Source organism: Puia dinghuensis (genome assembly GCF_014642875.1).
Classification (GTDB): domain Bacteria; phylum Bacteroidota; class Bacteroidia; order Chitinophagales; family Chitinophagaceae; genus Puia; species Puia dinghuensis.
The window spans coordinates 289276-314298 of record NZ_BMJC01000005.1; the positions used below are offsets into that span (position 1 = coordinate 289276).

16 protein-coding genes are annotated in these 25023 nt (G+C 53.2%); 2 read left to right on the forward strand and 14 right to left on the reverse strand.

The window, feature by feature from the left end; genetic code table 11:
- Window positions 1-14 precede the first annotated feature (14 nt).
- The 4 genes from IEY39_RS22925 to IEY39_RS22940 are packed head-to-tail and all read right to left on the reverse strand — an operon-like array spanning window position 15 to window position 6668.
- Window positions 15-1523, reverse strand: a complete 1509-nt coding sequence (locus tag IEY39_RS22925; RefSeq protein WP_188936104.1) for a RagB/SusD family nutrient uptake outer membrane protein — start codon at window positions 1521-1523, stop codon at window positions 15-17.
- A gap of 20 nt (window positions 1524-1543) precedes the next feature.
- Window positions 1544-5050, reverse strand: a complete 3507-nt coding sequence (locus tag IEY39_RS22930) for a SusC/RagA family TonB-linked outer membrane protein (protein ID WP_229689042.1) — start codon at window positions 5048-5050, stop codon at window positions 1544-1546.
- A gap of 26 nt (window positions 5051-5076) precedes the next feature.
- Window positions 5077-6003: a FecR family protein gene (locus tag IEY39_RS22935; protein ID WP_188936106.1), complete on the reverse strand. Its 927-nt coding sequence runs from the start codon at window positions 6001-6003 to the stop codon at window positions 5077-5079.
- A 53-nt stretch (window positions 6004-6056) separates the two neighbouring features.
- Window positions 6057-6668, reverse strand: coding sequence for an RNA polymerase sigma factor (locus tag IEY39_RS22940; protein WP_188936108.1), 612 nt, complete (start codon window positions 6666-6668; stop codon window positions 6057-6059).
- Window positions 6669-6908: 240 nt separating this feature from the next.
- On the opposite strand from IEY39_RS22940, the gene IEY39_RS22945 reads away from it, so the two are divergent.
- Together IEY39_RS22945 and dnaJ are read left to right on the forward strand one after the other, a co-directional pair.
- Window positions 6909-7463 (forward strand): nucleotide exchange factor GrpE, encoded by a 555-nt coding sequence (locus tag IEY39_RS22945; protein ID WP_188936113.1) that lies wholly within the window; start codon window positions 6909-6911, stop codon window positions 7461-7463.
- Window positions 7464-7488: 25 nt separating this feature from the next.
- Window positions 7489-8649 carry a molecular chaperone DnaJ gene (gene dnaJ / locus IEY39_RS22950; RefSeq protein WP_188936114.1) on the forward strand — a complete coding sequence of 387 codons (1161 nt, stop codon included), beginning with the start codon at window positions 7489-7491 and terminating at the stop codon, window positions 8647-8649.
- Between the two features lie 50 nt (window positions 8650-8699).
- Here the strand turns inward: dnaJ and IEY39_RS22955 are convergent, their stop codons facing one another.
- From IEY39_RS22955 to IEY39_RS23000, 10 genes are all read right to left on the reverse strand, one after another.
- Entirely contained in the window at window positions 8700-10472 is a 1773-nt protein-coding gene (locus IEY39_RS22955) for a YfbK domain-containing protein (protein WP_188936116.1), read from the reverse strand.
- A 1-nt stretch (window position 10473) separates the two neighbouring features.
- A complete protein-coding gene (gene hpt, locus IEY39_RS22960) occupies window positions 10474-11010 on the reverse strand; it encodes a hypoxanthine phosphoribosyltransferase (protein ID WP_188936118.1) in 537 nt (178 codons plus the stop codon).
- Window positions 11011-11025: 15 nt separating this feature from the next.
- Window positions 11026-12096, reverse strand: a complete 1071-nt coding sequence (locus IEY39_RS22965; protein ID WP_188936120.1) for a glucosaminidase domain-containing protein — start codon at window positions 12094-12096, stop codon at window positions 11026-11028.
- Between the two features lie 14 nt (window positions 12097-12110).
- Window positions 12111-12749: an O-methyltransferase gene (locus tag IEY39_RS22970; protein WP_188936122.1), complete on the reverse strand. Its 639-nt coding sequence runs from the start codon at window positions 12747-12749 to the stop codon at window positions 12111-12113.
- A gap of 18 nt (window positions 12750-12767) precedes the next feature.
- Entirely contained in the window at window positions 12768-14267 is a 1500-nt protein-coding gene (locus tag IEY39_RS22975; RefSeq protein WP_188936124.1) for a sodium:solute symporter, read from the reverse strand.
- A gap of 22 nt (window positions 14268-14289) precedes the next feature.
- A complete protein-coding gene (locus tag IEY39_RS22980; RefSeq protein ID WP_188936126.1) occupies window positions 14290-14919 on the reverse strand; it encodes a hypothetical protein in 630 nt (209 codons plus the stop codon).
- Window positions 14920-14925: 6 nt separating this feature from the next.
- Window positions 14926-16335: an FAD-binding oxidoreductase gene (locus tag IEY39_RS22985; RefSeq protein WP_188936128.1), complete on the reverse strand. Its 1410-nt coding sequence runs from the start codon at window positions 16333-16335 to the stop codon at window positions 14926-14928.
- A gap of 55 nt (window positions 16336-16390) precedes the next feature.
- The gene (locus IEY39_RS22990; RefSeq protein ID WP_229689043.1) at window positions 16391-17422 is read right to left on the reverse strand and encodes a PorP/SprF family type IX secretion system membrane protein; all 1032 of its coding nucleotides are present in this window, start codon (window positions 17420-17422) and stop codon (window positions 16391-16393) included.
- Window positions 17423-17531: 109 nt separating this feature from the next.
- Window positions 17532-21227: a DUF7948 domain-containing protein gene (locus IEY39_RS22995; RefSeq protein ID WP_229689044.1), complete on the reverse strand. Its 3696-nt coding sequence runs from the start codon at window positions 21225-21227 to the stop codon at window positions 17532-17534.
- Window positions 21228-21265: 38 nt separating this feature from the next.
- Window positions 21266-25018 (reverse strand): DUF7948 domain-containing protein, encoded by a 3753-nt coding sequence (locus tag IEY39_RS23000; protein ID WP_229689045.1) that lies wholly within the window; start codon window positions 25016-25018, stop codon window positions 21266-21268.
- Window positions 25019-25023 lie beyond the last annotated feature (5 nt).

The following is a 25023-nucleotide window of genomic DNA, read 5'->3' on the forward strand; positions in this document are numbered from 1 at the left end:
CTCATTCAACACAATTAATTGTAGCCCGGGTTTTGTACCAGTTTCGTATTATTCAGCTCCTGCAGCGGAATCGGCAATATCTCATTCGTCCCTGCCTTGAACCCTTTCTTTGCCAGCACCGTCGGCGCCTGCCCGGTACGCACCAGGTCGAACCAGCGATGGCCTTCCGTGGCCAGCTCCAGCCGCCGCTCGTTGTAAATATTGTCCAGCGTGGCCGGTACCGACGCCAACCCTACTCGCGCTCTCACCGCATCCAATAACGATTGCGCCCTGGCCTGGTCGCCTCCGCCCCTCACCTGGGCCTCGGCTTCCAGCAGATAGGTGTCGGCAAGCCGGATCTCGATCTCATCATTCGGCCAGTTCAGTTCGATATTGCCTACCGTACCCTGGTTTGCCGTCAGCGGCGCATATTTCCGAATGAAATAACCAGTGTTCATATAGCCCGGAGTGTAGGTACATTTCCCGGCCTTGGCCAGACTGTCGATATTCGCAATGGTCGCGGAATACCGTGGATCACCCTTCATCGCAGCGACCAAGTCGGGCGTAATCGGGCAGAAGCTCCAGCCGGCTGCAGCCGATTCGAAGGTCGGCCCACTATAGCCGCGGGGACCTACCATCTGCACACCCACATTGCCATCGAAATTGGGCCAGTTGCCCCAGGATTTCCCGCCGGCGGAGGTATGCACGATCTCAAAGATCGATTCCGAATTGAACTTATTGTTCGGGTCGAAGATGCTCGCATAGTTGGCCAACAGGGCATAGTTGGGCGAGGTGTTCACCTGCTTCAGATCATTCGCGGCCTCCTGCATCCTGGAAGTATTATTCTCGTAAATAATGGCCTTACCCAGCAGCGCCTGTGCGGCCCCCTTGGTAGCCCGCCCGCCGTCCGTGGCAGTGTTCACGGTTGCCGGCAGATTGGGAATAGCGGCATTCAGGTCCTTCTCTATCTGCGCATAGATGTCCGCCGGCTTGGCCTGCACCTGTGTGAACCATTCACTTTGGCCCAGGACATGCGTGATCAGCGGAACATTCCCGAACAGCCGTACGAGGTCGAAATAATAGTAAGCCCGCAGAAACTGCATCTCCGCCGTATACCTCGTCTTAAGATCGCTGGTGAGTCCGGGAACGTTCCCGATCTTCTCCAGCATTGTATTGACCCTGGCAATACCCGTAAAATTGCGGCTCCACAAATCGGCCAGGATATTCGGCGTAGCCGAACTCAGGGTGTAGGTGTTCCACTGTTGAAAACCCGTCATGTCCGACGACGAACCCCCGCCCGCATAGGCCTCATCCGAAGCCAGGGTCAGTTCCACCGTCAAAGGTGAGTACGAGCTGACTACCGTCCAGCCCAGCGGATTATAAGCTGCTACCATCCCCGCATAGGCCTGGGCAGGGGTTTGGTAATAATCGCTTTCGAGGGTCGTTCCTTCCGGTTTTGCGGTCAGGAAACTCTTCTTACAGGCGGTGCCGCCCAATACTACACCTGCCAGAAGAAAGGAATATAGAAAGTGTGTTCTTTTCATACAATTCGTTTTTTTAATCGTTAGAATCCGACACTCAAGCCTGCCTGCAGGGTCCGGGCCTGCGGATAAAAGCCCCGGTCGATACTTGTATTTTTGCCGCCGCCAATCTCGGGATCGTAACCGGTATAGTGGGTAAACGTCACCAGGTTATAACCAGTCAGGTATACACGAACTTTCTGCAGGGTCCACCGGCGCAACAGGCTCTGCGGAATGGTGTACCCGAGCTGCAGGGTCTTGATGCGGAAATAGGCGCCCGGTTCCAGGTAGAAACCGGAAGGATTGGTAAAGTTGCTGTTGGGATCACCGTCCACCAGTCGGGGAAAGCTGTTGGTGCTTCCGGGTCCGGTCCACCGGCCTAATGCCTTAGTGGAATAATTGGCGCTTTGGATATCCAGCCGGCGCAAGCCCTGGAAGATCACATTGCCACCTGCCCCCTGACCGAATACCAGGATGTCGAAGCCCTTCCAGGCAGCAGTTGCCGTAAATCCATACGTATAGTGAGGCGTGGGATCACCGATAAAGGTCCGGTCTTTTGACGTTATCTGCCCATCCCCATCCAGGTCGGCCCATTTAAAGTCCCCAGGCTTGGCATTGGGCTGGATCAGCTGCCCGCTCTTGTTGACATAATTATTGACATCCGCTTGGGTCTGGAAAATGCCCAGGGTCTTGAAGCCGTAGAACGATCCGATGGCATGTCCGGGAGTATTCCGGCTTATCTCATAGGCGCTGCTTTGGAAAGTTGAAACCACCGTGTAAGGCGTGACTCCCATAGAGTTGATCCGGTTCTGCAGCAGGGAGCCGTTGGCTCTGAATCCCAGCTGTACCTGGCCCACCTTCTTGGTATAGCCCAGCTCGAGTTCCAGGCCCTTGTTGGTCATGTCAGCGACATTACCCGTCGGCTGCCCGCTGGCGCCTACATACTCCGGCAACTGCTCGGCCAGCAGCATACCCGTCGTCTTCTTATTATAGGCATCGAATGTAACGGTGATATTGTTCATCACCACGGCATCGAAACCCACATCCGTCTGCTTCGTCTGCTCCCATTTCAGGTTGGGATTGGGCGGCGCATTGGGGCTGTAGCCAATGGCGTAACCGTTACCCATCATATAGTTGCGGCCGCCACTCACTGTCGACTCATACAGGAAATCCCCGATATTATCACTACCGGTGACCCCATAGCTGCCGCGGACCTTCAGGAAAGTGATGGGATTTCTGTCAGTCGGGAAGAAACTCTCCCGGGACACCACCCAGCCGACGGATCCACCGGGGAAATACCCATACTTGTTGTTCGGGCCGAATTTGGTGGACCCATCCCTCCTGATCTGGCCTTCCAGCAGGTACCTGTCATCATAACTATAGACCACCCGGGCAAATTCCGAGCTTACATGATGGACGATGCCATCATAACCGTTGGCGACCTTGTCGGCATTGGGCAGACTATAGTTCGGCGTGGCCTGCCCCAGGGTGTTCACCGGCATGTACTGGAAACTACCGCTGATCCCCGTGCCCTGGTTGTTCTCCCAGGCACTGGTACCGATCAACGCCGTGAGGTTATGCAGCCCGAAATGCCGGTTGTACGATGCCGTATTCTCCCAATCCCAGATGAAAAGGTTCTCATTATCCCGGTTAAAGGTCGGAATGGCATTGCCGGTCGAACCGTTGAGATAAAAGGAATCCGTGAAACTGTTGGAGCCCCAAAAGGCCAGTTTCGTGCCGATGGAGGTCCGCAGTTCGAGACCCTTGATGGGCATCACCGCGAGATAGCCGTTGGCTACGATATTGTGCGACCAATTGTAGCCTTGTTGTGTCTTGATATAAGCCAGGGGATTGGTCTCTTCCTGACCGACATAGTTGGATATGGCATAAGGCCTTCCCAGCGCGTCCCGCTCCACTGGCTTCCTGTTGTAAATGCTGTTTTGATCGTTCAGGATGGTCGGATCGGTGATCACCACCGGCGTCACCGGATCGAGATTGATGGCCGAGCTCAGCGGCCCGCCGAACTCACTGTTCGTATTCCCGAGCCCCTGGTTCTTGATATAGGAATAGCCGATGTTCTCCCCAAAGCTGAGCCACGGGTTTATCTTGTGAGACCCGTTGAACCGTGCGGTGAGCCGCTTGTACCAGGAAATGGGATCGGCAACGATACCATTCTGATCGAAATAACCCAGCGATGAAAAGAAGGTGCTCTTGTCCGTTCCGCCGCTGAAACTCAGTTGATGGCTCATTTCACTGGCGCTGTTGTCAAAGATCTGGCTCTGCCAGTCCGTGCCCTGACCCAGGGACGCAGGATTGGCAAAAATGATCCCATGCCCGGGCCCGGCCGCGAGTGAAGACTCATTACGCAGCGTGGCATATTGCGTAGCATTCAGCAAATGCAGCTTTCTCGACGGAGCCTGTGTACCGTAATAACCGTCATAGGCTACCCGCATCGTCCCCGCCTTGCCTTTCTTCGTCGTCACCAGGATAACGCCGGCAGCCGCACGCGCCCCATAAATGGCCTGGCTTGCCGCATCCTTCAACACTTCAATAGATTCGATATCGGCCGGGTTGAGGTAATCCAATCCGCCCCCGTCCAACGGCACTCCGTCCACTACATACAACGGATCGCTGTTATTGATAGAGGTCGTGCCCCGTACCCTTACCTGCTCCGAAGAGCCCGGCTGACCGGAATTGGCGGCAATGGTCACCCCGGAAGTGCGGCCTTGCAACGCATCTTCCAAACGGTTGACAGGCTGGTCTTCCAGGTCACTGGACTTCACGCTGGAAATGGCCCCCGTAACCACGCTCTTCTTCTGTGTACCATATCCCACCACGATGACTTCATTGAGCCCCTGGCTCTGTGTGGCGAGGGTAAGCTGAATATCCGTCTGCCGGCCCACCAGCTCTTCCTTTGTCTGGTAACCGACAAGCGAAAAGACAAGCACGGCATTCTCATTCTGGACATCCAACCGGAAATTCCCCTCCTTATCCGTCAGGGTTCCCTTGTTCGAGCCTTTGATCGTTACGCTTACTCCTTCCAGCGGCGCCCCCTTTTCATCGACCAGGCGCCCCGTGACGACGATCGACCGGGCATCCGCTCCGCTGGTATGCAACAATTCGGTAGTCATCTCTGTATTCCCATGGACAAGACCGGAGACGAGCTTCTTCAACTCCGTATTGCTGGAATAGATGACATAGGCCTTGGCCAGCACCTTCTTGTATTTAAGGTTATAGGGCCTCAGTAATTCATCCAGGAAATCCTCCACGGTCTTGTATTTCTCCACATCTATCACCAGCCGTGCTTCAGGCAGGATCCGGGACTCATAGATGAAATCCACGTCGAACACCTTGCGGGCATCGGCCAGAATATTGGAGATACTACGAGCCTGGGCTCGGGGTTCCTGTGTCTGATTGGCTACACTCAAACTCACCTGTGAATAGGAGGTGAGCCAGGCATTTGTCTGCGAACGGGCGTTCATCAGGTTGCTGCCTCCAAGAAAGAATAGTACAAAAAACAGCAACTTACCTGTAAAAGGTCTTCTTCTCATATGGCGTTATGTTTTACTAAAAACTTTTAATGAAACGTTACGTAAATAGTTTTATCCTTGATCCGCATTGCATAACCCGAGGATGCTGCGAGTACCCGCGTCATCTCTTCGACATTTTGTACCCGCACATCTCCCGATACCTTGTACTGGGACATGGTGGCAGAGTCCTCCATTTCCATCTTATATCCATAGGTGTCTTCCACAATATGGGCCACCTCTTCCAGTGAAGTATTATCGAAATGGAATTCATGCCGCGTCCAGCCGGAATGGGTCGTCACTGCCTTTTCCTCGTTGAGCGTGGTCTGCTGCGCCGAATTGACGACAGCCACCTGGCCCGGCCGCATCACCATCGACGTCTTCTGGCCTACAACCGTAGCACCGGCGCTAAGTACCGACAACCGCACCTTCCCTTCTTCCAGCGAAACCACCGCCTGCTGCCGCCGGGTATTGACGTTGAACCGCGTCCCCAACACCTCCACATCCACCTGCCGGGTATGAACGACAAACTTTTTCACCGTAGCAGGCTGCTTCTTCACCTGGAAATAAGCCTCCCCTTCCAGCCAGACCTGCCGGTCGGCGGCCTCCGTCCATTGTTCAGGGATGGTTAGGGAAGAATTACTATTGAGAATAACAACCGAACTGTCGGGCAGAACGATCGTCTTCATCTCGCCGAATCCAGTCATCTGTTTGGCATATTGCGGATGACCCGTGCGCGTACCGATCCACCAGATGCCAAAAGCAAAGGCGATAAGCGAAGCCGCCGCCGCAAACACCCGTACCAAACGGACGACCCTTCTCCCTGTACGCCAGCTTTCATCCACCGGCATACCTTCCGATTGCCGGATAGCTTCTTCCACCGCTTTCCAGTTCTTCTCCCGCAGCTCATCACTCACCGGCCGGTGGCGAAAACCAAAAGGAAACTCATCCTTATTGTTCTTTGTAACCTCGTCCATGAAGCACGTTTATCCCAGAAGACACGCAAACGGGATTTTCATACTCTCTTTTCTCAAAAAATCTTTCCGTACCAACGATAAAGGGCCGCGAGCGTTAACAAGACCTGGAGTAAATTGGCCTGTCGCAGTTTCTGCAAGGCCTTTTGTGTGAGATTCAAGACTGACTGATAATTGATCCCCATCACCTCTGCTATCTGCGAGTAATCCATTTCTTCAAAGTAATGGAGGTAGATGACTTCTTTCTGTCGCTTGGGCAATTCATTCAGCAAAGCGGCGATCCTGTCCTGCAAGGTTTCATACTCTTCATTGCGCACGACGATCTCCTCCGGGGAAAAATCGATATCCGGCGAAGACAGCCCACTGATTTTCAGGGCTCTCACCTGGTTATCCCGCAATTGGTTGAGCACCTGCCGCCGCAAGGCCGTAAAAAAATAAGGCTTCACCTTTCGCATCTGGCCAATGCTCGCCCGCCGTACCCAAAGACGGACAAATAGCTCTTGCACGGCATCACTGGCCAACTCTCCATCCTGCAATAATTTCAAAGCATAATTGTAAAGGCCCTTAAACAGCTCCCCGTGGATACTTTTAAAGGCATACGTATCCCCTTCCAAGGCCCGGATCCACCATTGCTCTAATTGATCTGTATGTAAAGGATTAGTATCCATTCAGTTAATGGCCTATCACCACCACTCTGGCAATCATTTTTCACATAAGCAGCAGCAAAAATAACCACTTACAGAGCAACAAGATAACTTTTAGGCCCGAGCATTGTAACTAAATTTATCGCAATCGATTACGAAGAATCTTTCGACCTGTCAGCCGGCACTTTTTTTTAAGACATTTTGTCTTTAAATCCGGCTTGGCAGGAATATTGACAATCTTACCTTTGTGCCAATTTTATAGCTATGATAAATCCCAATATAAACGATCAGGACCGAAACGACCCGGATAACATGAACACCGATGAAAATATAGCGGGTACCACCCACCTCGACGAGCTTAGCGCCCGGGAGGAAGAGCTGGACAAGCTAAAGGAAGAGCTTCAGGATCAAAAAGACAAATACCTGCGTCTCTTTGCCGAATTCGACAATTTCAGGAAACGCAGCGCACGGGAAAACCTCGAATTGCGGCAAACCGCCGGAAAAGAGGTCATCATCTCCCTGCTTGATGTGCTGGATGATTGCGACCGCGCCGAAAAACAATTACTGGCAGCGGACGACAGCCCCCTGAAAGAAGGCGTACAACTGGTCTTCTCCAAGTTGCGCTCTGTGCTCCAGGGCAAAGGACTCAAACCCATGCAAAGCATCAACACGGACTTTGACGTCGAAAAACACGATGCCATCACCGAGATTCCTGTTCAGGACCCCGCCCTCAAAGGCAAAGTCATCGACGAAGTACAAAAAGGATACTACCTCAACGACAAGATCATCCGCCATGCTAAGGTCGTGGTAGGTAAATAAAACCCCAACATCCCTGTCAAAGATTATGTCAAAAAGAGATTATTATGAAGTTCTGGGGGTAGCAAAAGGAGCCGCTGCCGACGAGATCAAGAAGGCCTACCGCAAAGTGGCCATGCAGTTCCATCCCGACCGCAACCCTGGTGATAAGGCCGCCGAAGAAAAATTCAAGGAAGCTGCCGAAGCCTATGAAGTTCTCAGCGACGCGGACAAAAGAGGTCAGTACGACCGCTATGGACATGCCGGCCTCTCCGGCAATGGTCGTGGTGGATTCAGCGGTGGCAGCATGAACATGGATGATATCTTCAGCCAATTCGGGGACATCTTCGGCGACGATCTTTTCGGCAGCTTCTTTGGTGGTGGCCGCAGAGGCGGTGGCGGTGGTCGCGCCCGTGGCGTCAGAGGCAGCAACCTGCGCGTAAAGATCAAGCTCAACTATGAAGAAATTGCCAAAGGCGTTTCCAAGAACATCAAGGTAAAGAAATACGTCGGCTGCACCACCTGCAACGGCAGCGGCGCAAAAGATAGAAACAGCGTCCAAACCTGCTCCACCTGTGGCGGCAGCGGCCAGGTACGTCGGGTCAGCCAGACCTTCCTTGGCCAGATGCAAACCGTCACCACCTGCCCAACCTGCAACGGCGAAGGCTCCATCGTTACGGCAAAATGCTCCGTCTGTAAAGGCGAAGGCCGCGTCTACGGCGAAGAAACCGTCAGCATCGACATCCCCGCCGGCGTCCAGGAAGGCATGCAACTGAGTGTCAGCGGCAGAGGCAACGCAGGCGAAAGAGGCGGCCCTCCCGGAGACCTCATCATCCTCATTGAAGAAGAACAACATCCCGACCTGCACCGCGACGGGCTCAACGTCGCTTACGAACTCCATATGTCTTTTACCGACGCCGTCTTCGGTCTCCAGGCCGAAGTACCCACTATCGACGGGAAAGCAAAGATCAAAATACCCCCCGGCACCCAAAGCGGTAAGATATTCCGCCTGAAAGGCAAAGGCTTCCCGGGCGTCAATTCTTACGAAAGAGGCGACCAGCTCATCCATGTCAATGTCTGGACACCCCAGCACGTTACCCCGGAAGAAAAGGCCATGTTGGAGAAATTGAACGACTCACCCAACTTCCAGCCAAAGCCGGATAAGAATGAGCGTAGCTTCTTCGATAAAGTAAGGGAAATGTTCAGTTAATAGCCCGGGCAGCTCGCTTTAACCCCGGCGCTGCGCCGCGGCCAGCCCCGTTAGTCATCATCCTTGCGATGATGCTTGCTGCGCCCATAGATCTTGCGCGCTTTCTCGATAAGGGAGATAAATTCCTGTTGAAGCCCATCCTGCGGATCACTCGACTCATGGGCTATTTCGATGGCATCCTTCCAGTCCGCCTGGCGGGTAAACCGCGATCGCTTCAGCAATCCGCCAAATAAAGCGATGGAAGAAGCAAACCGGTAACAAGGCTGCAGCTCATTAAAGGGAATCGGCTGGTTCTCGCACTCATATACACTGGTCTTCGTCAGGGAATCACGCGGCAAACGGTAATTCAGCTGGACATGCGCCAGCCACCCCTCATCCTCAACCTCCTCACTGCCCTGCTCAGTTGGGATGATCTCGAACAAGGCCAGCAAGGAATGCCCTGACCCCACTTCCCCGCCTTGTATCTGGCTCAGGGAATCCGATAAAACCTTTGCCTTATTGTCGAACCCAATAAGCCGGTAGTCTTTCACCAGCGTCGGGTTGAACCGGATGTTCAAAAAAGCGTCATCCGCCACCGCATACACGGTCTGCGTAAACTCCCGCACCAACACCTTCTCCGCCTCCCGTTCATCATCCAGGTAGGCAAAATTGCCGTTGCCTTTCTTTGCCAGTATCTCCAGCTTGGAGTCTTTATAATTGCCCATCCCCACCCCCAAACACGTCAGATAGACCCCCCAATCCTTATATTGCAAAACCAGTTTCTCCAACTCTTCTTCCGAGGTCTCGCCCTCGTTGAAATCCCCATCCGTAGCCAGGATCACCCGGTTATTACCCCCCCTGATAAACTGGCTCTTCGCTACCCTGTAAGCCGCCCGGATACCCGCTTCACCCGGTGTGGACCCACCCGGCGCCAGACTGTCGATAGCTTCCAATATCTTATTCTTGTCCTTTCCCGAGGTCGGCTGCAGCGCCACTGCCACCCCACCGCCATAAGTGATGATCGAAACCGTATCAATCTGTCGTAAGTTATTGATTAACAATCCAAAAGCCGATTTCAACAAGGGCAGCTTATTGGGCAGATCCATCGATCCGGAATTGTCTATTAGCAACACCAGGTTGGCTGGGGGTATCTTGGCCGCATCGATCTTGCGCGCACTCACCTGTAAAAAAAGCAGCCGGCTATCGGGGTTCCAGGGACAGTCGGACAACCGCGAATGGAAGGCAAAACAACTGTCTGCCGGCGGATCAGTATACCCAAAATTGAAATAATTGAGCAGCTCTTCTATCCTCACCGCATCAGGCGGGATCGTACTGCCCATATTCAGAAAACGACGAACATTACTATAAGAAGCCTTGTCGATGGTGACGGCAAAACCCGTCTCGGGAAACCTTTTAGCAGGAATAAAATCATTTTCAACAAGCGAACTGTAGGTCTCAGCACCAACAGTCCATCCCTTCCGGTCGGAAGCCTTTAGATCCTTGGTAAATGATAAAAGGCCCTTACGCGGCGGTGGGGGCAGGGAAGAACGGCTTAGTTGCCGCAAATGAAGATTTTGATATTGTGTGGCGTCAACGGATACAACCAGCGTCTGAAAACCGTCCGCAGAAAGCGTCAGCGTATCCACCGCCGCGGGGACAGGGATCCCAAAAGCCCCCGAACTACCCGAGTGATACAAGTACCCGCTCGAATGAACCAGTATCCGCACATCTGGCAATAGGCTGTTGTTCTCATCTTTCACTTCTCCGCGCAAATAGAACTGGGCATGCGCAGAGATCAATACCAGAGAACAAAGAAGCCATAGTATTGCACGTTTTATCTCCATCTCACTCTACCAACTGATAAATCGACGGAATATTGCGTCCTAACCCATCATAATCAAGCCCGTAGCCCAGCAGAAACTTGTTAGGAACCGAAAATCCGAGATAATCCACCGCAATCGGATATACAGTAGCCTCCGGCTTGTGAAGCAGGGCTGCAATTTTCAGCGATGCCGGCTGCTGATGCTCCAGTTGCGGCAGAAATTCACTCAGGGTCTTCCCCGTATCTACGATATCCTCCACAATGACGACATGCCGCCCGTGCAGATCGGTATCCAGCCCGATGGCCGTGATCACCTGCCCCGACGATTTCGTCCCCTTATACGAAGCTAATTTGATAAAGCTGATCTCCGCCTCGATGGTGATCTTCTTGAACAGATCGGAGGCAAACATAAAAGCCCCATTCAGGATAGCGATAAATAACGGTTTCTTGTCCGCATAATCCCGGTTCATCGCATCTGCGATAGCTTGTATCTTCCCGTCAATAAGCTCTTCTCCTAAATAGGGACCGAATTCTTTGTCATGCACCCGAATAATGGACATATGGTGGAAATAGTTTTATCGTTGACTGTCTGTTACCAATCTCGGCCGCGATGGCGCCGACCGCTGCAAATAGATCCGCTCTCCTGCCACCGGCTTCGAGTCGGAACTCAGCTGATTCAGTTCGAGCAGGTCTTGCAGGCGAATACCCTCCGCCTGGCAAATATCATATACACTCTCGCCATCTCTCACCACGTGAATTTCGATGGAGCCCGTCCGCCGCTTCCGTTGCAGGAAGATCAGCTGCCCCTTCACCAGGACATCCTGCTCCCGCATATCGTTAAATTCCAGTAGCCGTGGCAGCGACAGGTCGTATCGATTGGCGACAGCCAATAGGGATGTTCCCGCCTGCACATAGACCACTTTTGTCCGGTTGATCGCAAATTCTCCCTCGGGATATGCCACATCGGTCACCTCCGTACCCGCACCACCCGCAGCCCGCCCCAAGCCGCCGCCCCCTGTGGAAACCGTTCCACCCCCCGAAGCCGTGCCACCGGCGGCCACTTCCACCGGCTTCACGATAGGCGCACCAGGCATCGTCAACACCACCTCCTCCGACGGCTTCATCTTACCCATCGCTATCAGCGTATATTGTTGCAGGTTATAATCCTTGATGAGTTTAATAAGGATTTGGGAGTATCTGATATTCGTGGCATATCCGGCCTTCCTCAATCCATAGGACCAGCCTTCATAATCCGTAGGGTCCAGCTGGAAAAGAAAGGCATACCGCGTACCGCGGCGCAGGAAATCGGAATGGTCCCGGTAAGAATCCGCTGCCGTAGCATAGCTGCGAAAACATTCCTGCCGGGCGTCATCGTCATGATAGACCACCGGCCCCTTCCAGTCATCTTTGCATTTTATGCCAAAATGATTGTTCGATTGCTTCACCAGCTCACTGGTGCCGGCTTCCGATTCATGCAAGCCCTGCGCCAGGATGATCGCAGCGGGTATCCCCGACCGCTGCATTTCCGCCATCGCAATCTCCTTGTAGGTATTGACATAGATAACCCCGTTGACACTCATCTGCGCCGGCAGCTGCTTCACCGCCACCATCAACAACAATCCCGCTGCAATATTTTTTATTGGCATCCTCCGCTTATTTCTTATTTCTTCCGGATAAAAAACAATCCATCCCGCACCGTTAGCATCACTTTTTCTACCCGATCGTCCGCCGCCACCATTTCATTAAAGGCCTGAATAGCCCTGGCGCTCTTCCCCTTCACCTCCTTCTCGAGCACTTCACCATGAAAGAGCACATTGTCCGCGATGATCAGGCCCCCGCTTCGCACCCGGGGGAAAACCAATTGATAATAATCCATATATCCCACCTTGTCCGCGTCTATAAAAACAATATCCCAGACCTCATCAAGGGCTGGGATGATGGCTAACGCATTTCCCCGGTGCAATATTATCCTGTCCTGCCAATTTGCCCGACGGAAGTTTTCCTCTGCCCTGTCCGCATCTTCGTCGCGCAATTCGATGGTGTGCAACCTGCCATCCCGGGTCAGACCAGCCGCGAGACAGAGGGCACTATACCCCATAAAGGTTCCGATCTCCAATACCCGCCGCGGCTGGAGCAAATGGCTTATCACTTCCAGCAGCTCGCCTTGCAGCGGCCCACTAAGCATATGGGCTTCGGGATGATTCGCCGCCGTATAAGCCGCAATATCCTGCAGCAATGGATTCAGTTTGGAAGAATATTTTTCCGCGTATTCCTGAGCGCGGGCATCGATAAGTTCCATAGTGGCGCAAATATACACCTATCCTTTCTTCGACAATCCCCACAACCCTAAAAACGTCAGCAATCCATTGATAACCAACAACTCCAACCCGATTTGGAATCCCCCAAACCACTTGGCGGAATACTGGCTGAGGAAATAACACCCGACGGGCGCCAGCAGGCAGAGCACCGTGATCATACCCGTATTGGGCAATACCCGCTTTGTAAAGATACCAAAGGCAAAAAGCCCAAGCAAAGGGCCATAAGTATACCCGGCCAATTCGAGGACGGTATTGACGATGGATTTATTATCCACCCATTTGAACACAAGAATGCAAAGCAGGAAAACGACGGCAAAACTGATATGAACGGTCATCCGGACACGCTTTTTCTGCGCCTCGCTCAGATCATCCCGCCCCTGCAAACCCAACAGGTCGATGCAAAAAGAAGCAGTCAAAGCCGTCAGGGCGCCATCCGCACTGGGAAACAGGGCCGAGATAAGCCCGATGATAAAGATGATCGACACCGCGGCAGGCAGATAATGCAGGGCCATGGTCGGAAACAGATCGTCTCCGATGACATTCTTCCCTCCCAGCATCAGGGCATGTCCCTCGTACACCGCCCCCTGCTGCAACGAATACAGGTAAAGCAATCCTCCCAGCAGCAAAAACAGAAAACTCACCAACACCATGATAAAACTAAAGGTCATGACATTCTTCTTGCTGTCATGGACATTCTTTACACTGATATTCTTCTGCATCATCTCCTGGTCGAGCCCCGTCATGGCAATGGCGATAAACATCCCGCCAAGGATTTGCTTGCCCCAAAATCCCTTGCTGTTGACATCTCCGTTAAAGACATGCGTAAACCCTCTCACGTTCAACGCCTGAAAAGCCCCGCCCAGGGAAAGATGAAGATGTTGCAGGATATAGACGGTACAGACACAAAGCCCCAGCAACATAAATGTAGTCTGCAATGTATCGGTATACACGATGGTCTTTACCCCGCCTTCGAACGTATACAAAAGTATCATCAGCAGGATGACCAGAGTGGTTAGCCCGAAAGGAATTCCAAGGTCTTTGAGAATAAAGATATGCAGTACATTGATCACCAGGTAAAGGCGCGCCGTGGCGCCCACCGTGCGGGATATGATGAAGAACAATGCTCCCGTACGATAGGCCACCGAACCAAACCGGGTGTGCAGGTACCGGTAGATAGAAGTCAGCTGCAGGCGATAATACAACGGCAAAAGGATAAAAGCGATCACCAGGTAGCCAAACCAATAACCGATGATCACCTGGAAATAAGTCCACGCCTTATGAGCTTCTCCCGCCCAATCCCCCACCGTACCCGGCACACTGACAAACGTAACCCCCGAAAGACTGGTCCCGATCATCCCAAAAGCAACCAGCATCCAGTTCGATTTGCGGTTGCCGATGAAGAAAGCCTCGTTGTTGGAATGACGCGACGTCCGCCAGGCTACAGCCAGCAACAATAGGAAATAACCGATGACAAAAGCAAAAAGCAGGAAAGTGGGCATCTTTCAAAAATAAAAAAAATACCTATCTCTTATGCAGGTAAAAGTCAAATCCCGCCCGTATCACCGGCAACGGATGCCCATAGACATCGTTATAGGGGGAGTTCTTGTTGTCAAGAACGTCGAATAGCAAGGCAATATAAAATCCACTCTCCCCTACCATGCGCCGCCCATATCCTACCCCCAGCAGCAGACTCGGCGCATTGGCATTGTATTTATACGTTGTCCCCGAGGTCATGTCCGTTTCCTTGACATTGGTCCAGTTGAATTCGGGCTGCGCCGTCAGGAAAAGAAAAGGCAGCACATAGGCCCGGCCAAACAGCCCGCCGCCATAAGTAAATTGCTTGCTGCTGACATTGAGGTTGTAGACAAGGCTGGGGTCGGCCTTGACGCTGGTATAATTGAAATTCACCACCGCTCCTACATCCAGCCACTGATTCAGTGAATATCCTACTTCCGGATTGACGCCAACATCGAAATTATACGAACCAAGACCAAGCCCCAGGCTGCCACCCAGAAAAAGGTTCTGTTTCAAAAAGCCCGTTCCGGGGCCCTCATCCGAATACGTATAGGTACGGTTTGGCATATGATCCTGCGCCATTCCTGCCAGGGACACCATCCACAAGCTGAGCGCGATTACGACCTTTCTTGTCATTATCAATTATTGGTTTGTTTTATCGAATATCTTCCCCGCATTCAGTATCCCGTTAGGGTCGAACACGGCCTTGATCCCCCGCATCAGCTCCAACTGAACATCAGTAAACACAATATCGAGATACCCTTTCTGCACAAGCCCGATGCCATGTTCCCCGCTGATCGTTCCACCAAGCTCCTTTACCAGCCGAAACAGCGCCCGCAGGCTCTCTACTATCAACGGATCGTCCTGGCTATTCGTACTTCCCGCCTTTTTGATCCGGATATGCAGGTTGCCATCTCCGGCATGCCCATAACAAACGGCCTGAAACCCATATTGCTTCCCCAACTCCTTCACTCCCCTGATCAATGCCGGCAAGGCCGCCCTTGGAACGACGGTATCCTCCTCTATCGTATATCCGGCCGCCTTCACAGCCTCGGCTACCCGCCGCCTCACCTTCCAAAGCTCAGCCTTCTGTGCAGCATCCTCCGCCAGCAGCATGTCTTCACCGGCGCCAAGATCACTAAGCAGGACAGCTATCGCTTCTATATCCTTCATCAAGACTTCCGGGTCATTCCCATCCACTTCGATGATCAGCTGCGCCTCGATATCCTCCGGCACCGGCAGGGTACTGTCCAGATAGCGGGCCGTGATCCGCAACGCATCCACTTCCACCAATTCCAGGCCACTGGGGGTAAACCCCGCCCGGAATATAGCCGCCACCGCCTCACCCGCCTTCTCCAAACTCCGGAAAGGCGCCAGTAGCAACCGGTCCAGACGCGGCAGGGGAATCAGCCTGAGAACGATCTTCGTCACGATGCCAAGCGTCCCCTCACTGCCAACTACCAATTGCGTTAGATTGTATCCCGTAGAGTTTTTCAACACATTGGCGCCCGTCCAGATGATGTCCCCGGTTGGCAGGACAAGTTCCAGATTTAAAACGTAGTCCTTCACCACTCCGTATTTCACAGCCTTGGGGCCGCCGCTGTTCTCCGCGATATTTCCGCCGATAAAACAACTACCCCTGCTGCTGGGATCCGGCGGATAAAACAAGCCCTTCTCCTTCACCGCATCCTGTAATACTTCCGTGATCACACCCGGCTCGGTCATCACCTGTCCGTTGCGCTCATCTATCTCGAGGATGGAGTTCATCCGCTCTGTCGAAATAACCACACCTCCCAGATGCGGTAGCGCTCCGCCACTCAACCCCGTACCCGCCCCCCTGGGCGTCACCGGTATCCGGTGCTCATTGCAAAGTCGCATAATCGCACTGATCTCGGCCGCCGTCCTGGGCTTTAACACAATATCGGGCAAAAAGACCAATTCCTCCGTTTCATCATGCGCATAGCGCTGCAGCGGCTCCGCCTCTGTCACGACATTGGCAGCCCCGACTATTTTGCTGAATGCATCAGCCAGCGATGGATCGACTATCCCCATTTGTTTAATTTCCGCAAAAATAATGGAATTCTGCCGCCGCCCATCCCTTGGCATCTCATGGTTTGAAATTCGGGCACAGCGACTGGCGCTTGTCCCCATTGTATTGACTGTAAAAGCCCTGGTTGATCAATGCAAACTCCCAGGAGCCATAGCCACCATCATAATGTTTCAATCCCGATGTGGTGACATCATAGGTGAAGCTTAACTTGATATTCTTGTAAACAAACCCGACCATCACGATCAATGCATCTCCTGGCCGCATATACAGCCCCCCAACCACCTGCTGGTCGCCCTCATCCTGGAGATTGAACTGGGCATTCATTCCAATCACCATCTCATTGGCGCCCGCCATCTGGGTATAATACCCCATCGGATTGAGGATCACCTGGTCACTATACTTTATACTGGCATTGACAAAACCCGTATACCGGGGCGCGATGCGGCTGTCATAACCCACCGGGTCGGTATTGAAAAAAGATTCCCGCGGCCGGTTGATATGCTGCACCGAAAACCCGCCGTTGAGATAGATTTTGTTCGTGGGAAAATAAGCATAGTTCATCCCGATCTGCATATCGAAGAAATTATCCGACGGATGATCGATGATGACACTCGTCGGCAGCGTATTGTCAAAGAATTTCCCGTCAAATTGATCCGGGAATTTCAGGTTGGCGGTATTGATCCGTTTGTTCACCCAGCCGGAATTGAACCCAAGCGTGATCAGACTCGCATAACCCACCATCTGGTGATAGGCCACCGAGCCGTAGACAGAGGTCGAGGTCAGCGTGCTCGTTCCGGCATCATCCCGCAGGATTACCCCGCCAAGCCCCATCCAGCCGTTCTCTATCCGGTTGCGAAAAACCTGCGCATCCCCCCAGATGCTCATCGTCCGGTAAGGCGCCGCCATGATGGCCGACCATTGGTCCCGGTAATTGGCTCCCAACCGGTAATCGGCGTCGGGAATAAACCCGGTATTGGCAGGATTGGTTAACAGGGGGGCATTGAACCACTGCGAAAAGTGCAAATCCTGGCCGTAGGCCCCCAGTATCCCCAGGGTGAGCCCACAGCTCAGCAGAACTATCGTTTTCAATCCCCTCATTGTTTGTATTAACGTAGGTTACCTGATTTTGGTTGTCCATTCACCACCCATTAACAGGAGCCGCTGGAAGCGGCTCGACCCTTCCGCCCCCTATCCGCAACTACCTTACCAAAGTTATGTCTCCTTTCTTGGTTACATGCTTCCCATCCGAAAATTCTGCTTCCAGGGTATATGCATAGACATCCATCGGCTGCGGCACTCCCAGGTAATTACCATCCCATCCCACATTGGGACTGTCAGACTCGAAAACCAGTTTACCCCATCGGTTATATATTCTAAAATCCATATGTAAGATACCAAAGCCCACCACTTTCAGAATAGCGTTCTGCCCAAACCGACCGGGGGTAAAGGCATTGGGCACATCCAGCAGCGGATTGATCAGGGTCGCCACAGGATGACAGACCGTATCGGTACAACCAAACTGGTTGGTCGTCATCAGGCAGGCCGGGAAGCTGTCCGTCGCATTATACAAGTGCTGCACCGTATCAGTCGTCGTCGTCACTGTAGAATCTCCGTCACCAAACTGCCAGACGTAACTGACACCCCCCTGCGACCCGTTGGTAAACACAATCGGCACATTCGCTACCGGCGGTGAAGGCGCAAAAGTAAAAGCAGCCTTCGGCTTGACGCTCACCGTAATGGTAAAGCTGGTGTCCGAAGTCTTGTTACAGGTGGTCGGGTCTTCCTCTTGAAGGGTGATGGTATAAGTTCCGGGATTCTGGTATAGGTGCACCGGGTTCACGTCATTGGACGTATTGTTCACGCCACTGGCCGGGTCCCCGAAATTCCAGGTAAAGGTGATACCACCAAGGGACGTATTGTTAATGATGGCTGTATAGGGCGCACAACCCGTCGATGGCGTAACAAACTGCGCTTTGGCTGTCGGCGATACCCGCAAGGCCTGCGTCGCCGTGTCGGGATAGTTGCAATAGGAAGTGTCCACCAGTATCAGGCTGACAAGATAGGTTCCCGGGCTTTTATAGCTGTAGTTCACCGGGCCATTCCCCGTGGTAAGCGGCGGTGATCCATCCCCGAATTCCCAGGTAAACGAACTTGGTCCAAAAGGCTTGCCCACCGGGGCAAGGGATGTATTGGTGAAATCATAGTCCAGCGAGGTACAAGGCGCATTCGGGTCCTTCATAAAGGTAAAGCTCACCGGCGCCTTATCCGTCCGGGCAATGACATGACGATAGGTGGTGTCGGATACATTACAGCTGTTCGAATCGATGGCGATCATCATCACTTTATACACACCCGGGTTGGGATAGGTATGATCCACCGCATAATTGGTAGTAGCCAACTGCGGGCTGCCATCGCCAAAATCGAAGATATACTGCTTGGCATTACGGACAGTATCCTGCAGATAGGCGTCCATCGGAATACAACCGGAGGTATCCCCCTGCCGCCCGTTCACCGAAACCCGCAGCCCACCCGCGACCCCGGCAAAATTAAAAGCGATCTTTATCGCCGCCATATTACAGCCGTTGTTGCCGGCTCCGTTCACCGGCGCCCAGACACCCGGTGTCGTAGGATACCGCCCCGTCGCCTGCGGACCCATGCAATTCGCACAAATGGCCTGGTAGATCACCCCATTCTGGTCGTACCGGCTCGTCCCCCCATCCACATGCTCGCTGATACTCTTGGAATTGTCGTTCTCCCCAAAGAAAGTCCCATACAATAGTCCCGCACAATTCTTCGAGAGCACGATAAAATAAAAATCCCGGTTGTCACTAAGCCGTTTATAGGCATCCGGCGTAACCGCCATCCCCGCCGTCCCGGCCAGCCCATACGGATCGGTCTCGTTGCCGATGATCCAGCCACCCCAGCCGCTGACATAGACATTCTCACAACGGTCGACAAGAAAAGCCACCGGCGAAATGTTCGGTAAACCCCGCGCCAGTCCCGAAGGAGTGCCAAAAGTGGTAGAATAGATATACCCCGAAAGATCGGGCTTCAACTTGCTGATGAATTGCCGGGCCCCACCTACAGAATAAGTCACGTTCATCACCGGCCAGGTGCCATTGGTAGTCCCCATCACATAAGGGAACCCCTTTTTATCAAACTGCAACCCGTAAATGGCCTCGCCCGCATCCGTCCCCAGGTAGGTGCTCCGGATAACCCTCGTACCATCGGCCGACAACTGGGCCACATACCCGTCAGAAGAGCCACCGGCATAATTGCTCTGGATCACCCCACCCGCATTGCGGCCGGGAAAGTCCGAACTGGTAGTGGCGCCACCTACATAAATATCTCCCGTCATCGGGTCGGATTTAAGCACAAAGGCGGCATCCGATCCCGTGCCACCAAGAAAACTCGACCAGATGAGATGATTACACGTTGGGTCTATCTTCAACACGACACCATCTTGCCGGCCACCGGCAAAGGCCGGCTGGAACACCCCGCCAGTCACCGGGAAATCCCGGCTTTGCGAAGACGCGGCGACAAGAATATTATTCTGTCCATCCAACACCACTTCACTGCGGGAATCATCGCCATAATTGCGCACCAGCGAATCGGCCCGCTCATAATGGGTCCTCACCTGATCTTCCATATTCACACAATCGTCAGCAGTACCGCCGATACGCATAGACCCGAGCAACTTTGTTCCGCTCGCATTGAGCCTGGCGACAAACATATCCGCCCCGCCTCCCGGGCCTACCGAGGTAAGAACGGGGAAATTACTGGAATAGGTTCTGCCCAGCATCACCAGGTTACCCTGAGCGTCACAGATAAGGCTATGCGGAGTCTCCGAATCATCGCCGCCGAGATAGGTCGCATACACCTTGTTCGAGCCGCTGGAATTCAACTTGACTAAGCCCACATCAAACTGCCCGCCGCCATAACCAGGTTGGATGGCGCCCGTGGTAAAAGGAAAGGCCGACCCAAAAACGATACCCGCAAAAAAGAAGCCGCCGTCAGGCCCCGGCGTCGCCGTAAAACCCCAATTACTCACCTTACTGCCCGAGAAAGAACAGAAAACCACCGTCGGGTCGATGATCAGCGTAGCGCTCGAATCATGATCGGGCACATCGAAGCTCACCGTATTCCCATTGTGAATAGTATACCGGCAACGGATATCCGTCCGCCCCTGCTGGTTATAGAGATAGGAATACGGCGACAGATTGGTCACCGCGCCCACCGAGGTTGCTACGACCAACTGGCCCTTGCGGATGCTCAACCGGTCGGCGCCTTCATAATGCATCCTGATCCGCCGGACATCGCCGCCGGGATGGACAATAATATCATATTTTAATTGCCCCTCATTGGTATAATACCGTACATCGATGTTGGGATAGAGATTCCGGTAGGTTACCCCCTGAAAGACCCTGCAGTTAGAGGCCCATTTGCTTTGGTCATTCCCTATGAAATAGTTATTATACCCGGGAAGTATCTTGTCCGGAACGATGGTCACATCATCACTGGCATCGGCAAAGCTCACCCGGTAGGCATGCGCCCGCAATTGGTCCACCGGCGCAATCCCGGCCGCACCGCCTTTTAGCGCCGCACCCACGGAAGCAGCCATCTTCTGATTCTTGGTGTCGGCGCCCATCATCCCTCCTTGGATCCCATGATGCGCTTCCGACAGCCGCTGCAGGTCATCAGGATGGTAGAGGACAGCCGAAAAACCCTTCTTCTCCAGGAATAAGGCACCCGTAGGCAGCTCTCCTTTAAACTGGACACGAGGATCCCACTGACCTTTGTTCTCTACAAACTCAATGTTGGAAGCTCCCGGCTGAGCAACTGCCCTAAGCACGGTCGCCGTCAAAATAACGATATAGAACGCTCGCTTTTGCAAACAGTGTATTTTACAATGTACAAAAATCCTGGCGTAACTCACCGGATCAACGTAATATCTCCTTTCTTCGTCGCATGTGTCCCATCGGAAAACTCTGCCTCCAGGGTATATGCATAGACATCCATCGGCTGCAACGTCCCATGATAAATGCCGTCCCAGCCGACATACGGATCGATGCTCTCGAAGACCAGCTGTCCCCAGCGGTTATATATCCGCCATGTCATATGCGTGATGCCGAATCCGACCACTTTGATCACCCCATTCACCCCAAACCTGCCGGGAGTAAAGGCATTGGGCACATCGAGCAGCGGATTGATCACCGCCGGCACACTGTGACAGGCTGTATCCGTACACCCCGACGCATTCGTAACGACCTCGCACACCTCAAACGTATCCGTCCTATTATACTGATGGATAACAGTATCCGGCGTGGTCTTCGTTTCTTCCGTCCCATCCCCGAAAAACCATTGATACTTCACCGCGGGGGTAGATTCGTCCGTGAATATCGTTGGCGTATTCGGCGGCTGCGGCGGCACAGGTGTATAGGTAAAGCCCGCTGTTGGCTTACCCTGCACTGTAATAGTAAAGGAATAAGTGCTGGTGATATTACAGGTCGTCGAGTCCACCGCTGTCAGTGTCACCGGATACGAACCGATATTCGAATAGAGGTGCATGGGCGAGATATCGACACTGTCTATCGGACTTCCATCTCCAAAATTCCAGTAGAAGGTCTGGCCCGCTATCGACGTGTTGGTAAAGACCGCCGTATAGGGGGCACAGCCATATTTGGGCGTAGTAAACCGCGCCGTATCGTTCTGCGCAACATACAGGATGCGGGTGGTATCCAACGGGAAATTACAATAGGACGTATCCATCAGCGTCAGCGTCACCTTATAAGGCCCCGGCGCCGCATAAGAATGGGTGGGCTTGCTCGTCAGGCCCTGCCCCCGCAACACCGTCCCATCCCCAAAACTCCAGGTAAAGGCCGTGTCGCTAAAAGGCGGCGAGGTCTGCCCCAGCGTCGAGAGATTGGTAAATACATAATTGAAGTCCTGGCAGGGGCCTGTTTTATCATATCGGAAGTCAAGAAAAGCAGGGTCATTCTTCATCTCTACCAAATGAGTCACGGTGTCGGCTACATTACAGGTATTGCTGTCGATGGCGATGAGCGTCACCTTATAAGTGCCGGCACTGGTATAAGTATGATTCTCCGTATAGCTGGTGGTGTTGTTGATCACCGTGCCATCCCCGAAATTCCAGATATAGGATTTGGCGTTGCGAATCGTGTCGGAGAAGGTCGCCGTCAGCGGCACACAACCCACGCTGTCACCGCGCCCATGCGTGACCACCTTTAGCCCGGCCGCTACTCCCGCATAATTAAAGGCGATCTTCACACCCGCCTCATTACAGCCAAGCCTGCCCGCGCCATTGGTCGATGCCCATACCCCCGGGGTAGTAGGAAAAGTGGCGCCGAGATAACAATTGGCACACACCCCCTCATAAATAACTCCCTGTTGGTCAAACCGGCTGGTGCCACCATCCACATGGTCGCCAAAGTTGCCGTACTGCTGCCCGAAATAGCTCCCGTACAACTGGCTCGCAGCATTCTTCTGCAAAACGAAAAAATAAAAATCCTCCCCGTCCGTGATCGTCTTTAGAGCGCCGGCGGTGATCGGCAGATTCCACGTTCCACTGTTGGCATAATGGTCGGTACTATCCGGTCCCCCACCCCAGCCGGCCACATACACATTCTGGCAGCGATCGACAAGAAAAGCAGTAGGGGATATATTCGGATGACCAACATTGCCGGGACCAAAATTCGCGGAATACACGACACCGGAAAGGTCTTGCTTCAGCTTGGTGATGAATTGCTTGCCGTTGGATTGGCTGGGAGTGTTGTTGTTAAAGGGAGAAGCCACTACGGGGACAACCCCGTCGGTGGTGCCTACGATATAGGGGAAACCATATTTATCAAAATCCAACCCATAGATCATATCGTTGGCCGTCGTCCCGAAATAGAGGGTCTTCAACACCGTACTCCCATCATTACTGATCTGCGAGATAAACCCGTCAATACCGCCATGATTACCGGCCACCCGGGTGTTGCCCGTGCCCATCAGATCGTTGCTCAGCGTCCCGCCCGCAACCCATATGGTATTGTCCAGTGGATTGAGCGCCAGCACAAACGCGGCATCAGCACCTGATCCACCGAGATAACTGCTGAAGATGACTGTGCCCAAATCCGGACTCAGCTTCATCAGAACGCCGTCCTGCCCGCCGCCGCTGCTGCCCTGGAATACGCCACCTGTCACAGGGAAATCCGCAGACTGCGTACAGGCAGCGATATAGACATTGCCGGCATTATCAAGAATCACCTCGCTTCTGCCGTCATCACCATAATTCAGCCGCAACTGCTGCGCCCCCTCAGGGTACTGTCCGTTGATAAGATACTTCGGACCAAAATTCACTCCGTCCCAGCCACTACCGCCGATGCGCCTGCTCCCCAGCAATGCCGTTCCGTTGGAATTGAACTTGGTGACAAAAAGATCGAAGCTTCCGCCACTGGGGTTACCCGATGTATTCGGAAAATTGGGAGAGCTGGTCCTGCCCGTTACGATGAGGTTACCGCCGTTGTCGACGATCATACTGTGCGGCTGCTCATCTCCGCTGCCCCCCAGATAAGTAGCAAATACCCTTTTGGTACCGCTGGAATTCAATTTCATGATCGCCACGTCGTAGTTGTACCCGTCCCCCTCACTCCCGTCACCGCCTTGAAAGGTGGTCTGGAAAGCCCCGGGACTCGCCAGCCAGCCCGAACCGTTGGGTCCCTGGTAATTCTGGTCGCTCTCGTCCAGCACAATGCCCCCCATGTAGAAATTCCCCCCACGATCATACGTGGCCGTATATCCCCAATTGTCCGATCTGCTACCGGTGAACGAACAGAACACTTCCGTGGGGTCGATCACCAGCGTAGCGCCGGGAGAATGATTTTTTACTTTGAATTGGATCCGGTTGCCACTCAACAACGAATAACTGCATTCCACATCCGTCCGCCCGCTGTCACTCACCTGGTAGCTGCGGGGCTCCAGCTCGGTCACCGTACCCACCGAGGTCTGAACATAGATCTTGTTCTTACGGATGCTCAGCTTATCCTGCCCCTCATACTTCAAAATGATCTTGCTGGGGTCCGCCCCCGGATGCACGACAATATCGTATTTGACAAATCCCCTGTCGGAATAATAATGGACATCGATGCCGTCATACATGTTGCGATACCAGATGCCCTGGAATATCTTGCACTGGGCCGCCCAATGCTTCTGGTCTCCGATGAAATAGTTGTTGTAGGAATCGAGCACCTTGTCGCCTGTGATCTGAACCCCGTCATTCGCATTCTCGAAACTCACCCGGTAGGCATGGGAATGCAAGAGGAAAGGATCACCTCCATTTCCCGGGTTACCCGGCTTCACGGGGTAATTCATACCGGGCGATATCGACGCCGCCTTCTTCCCCCCTCCATACCCTGAATACGTCTCCGTCACCCCCGCCGCAGCAAGATCGCCATGCATCACAAGACCTATGCGCTTCATATCATTCGTATCGTGAAGTAATACGGTAAAACCCTTCCGCTGCATGAACAGATTCCCTGTCCCGATGCCGGCATTAAACCTGATCGTCGTATCCCACTGTCCCTTGTTCTCAATAAACTCAAGATTAAAATTGCCCCCGGACTGTGCTGCAAGCTGTACAACCGATAAGAAAAGAGAGCTAAAAAATAGGCTTATTCTTAGCAAGGGGG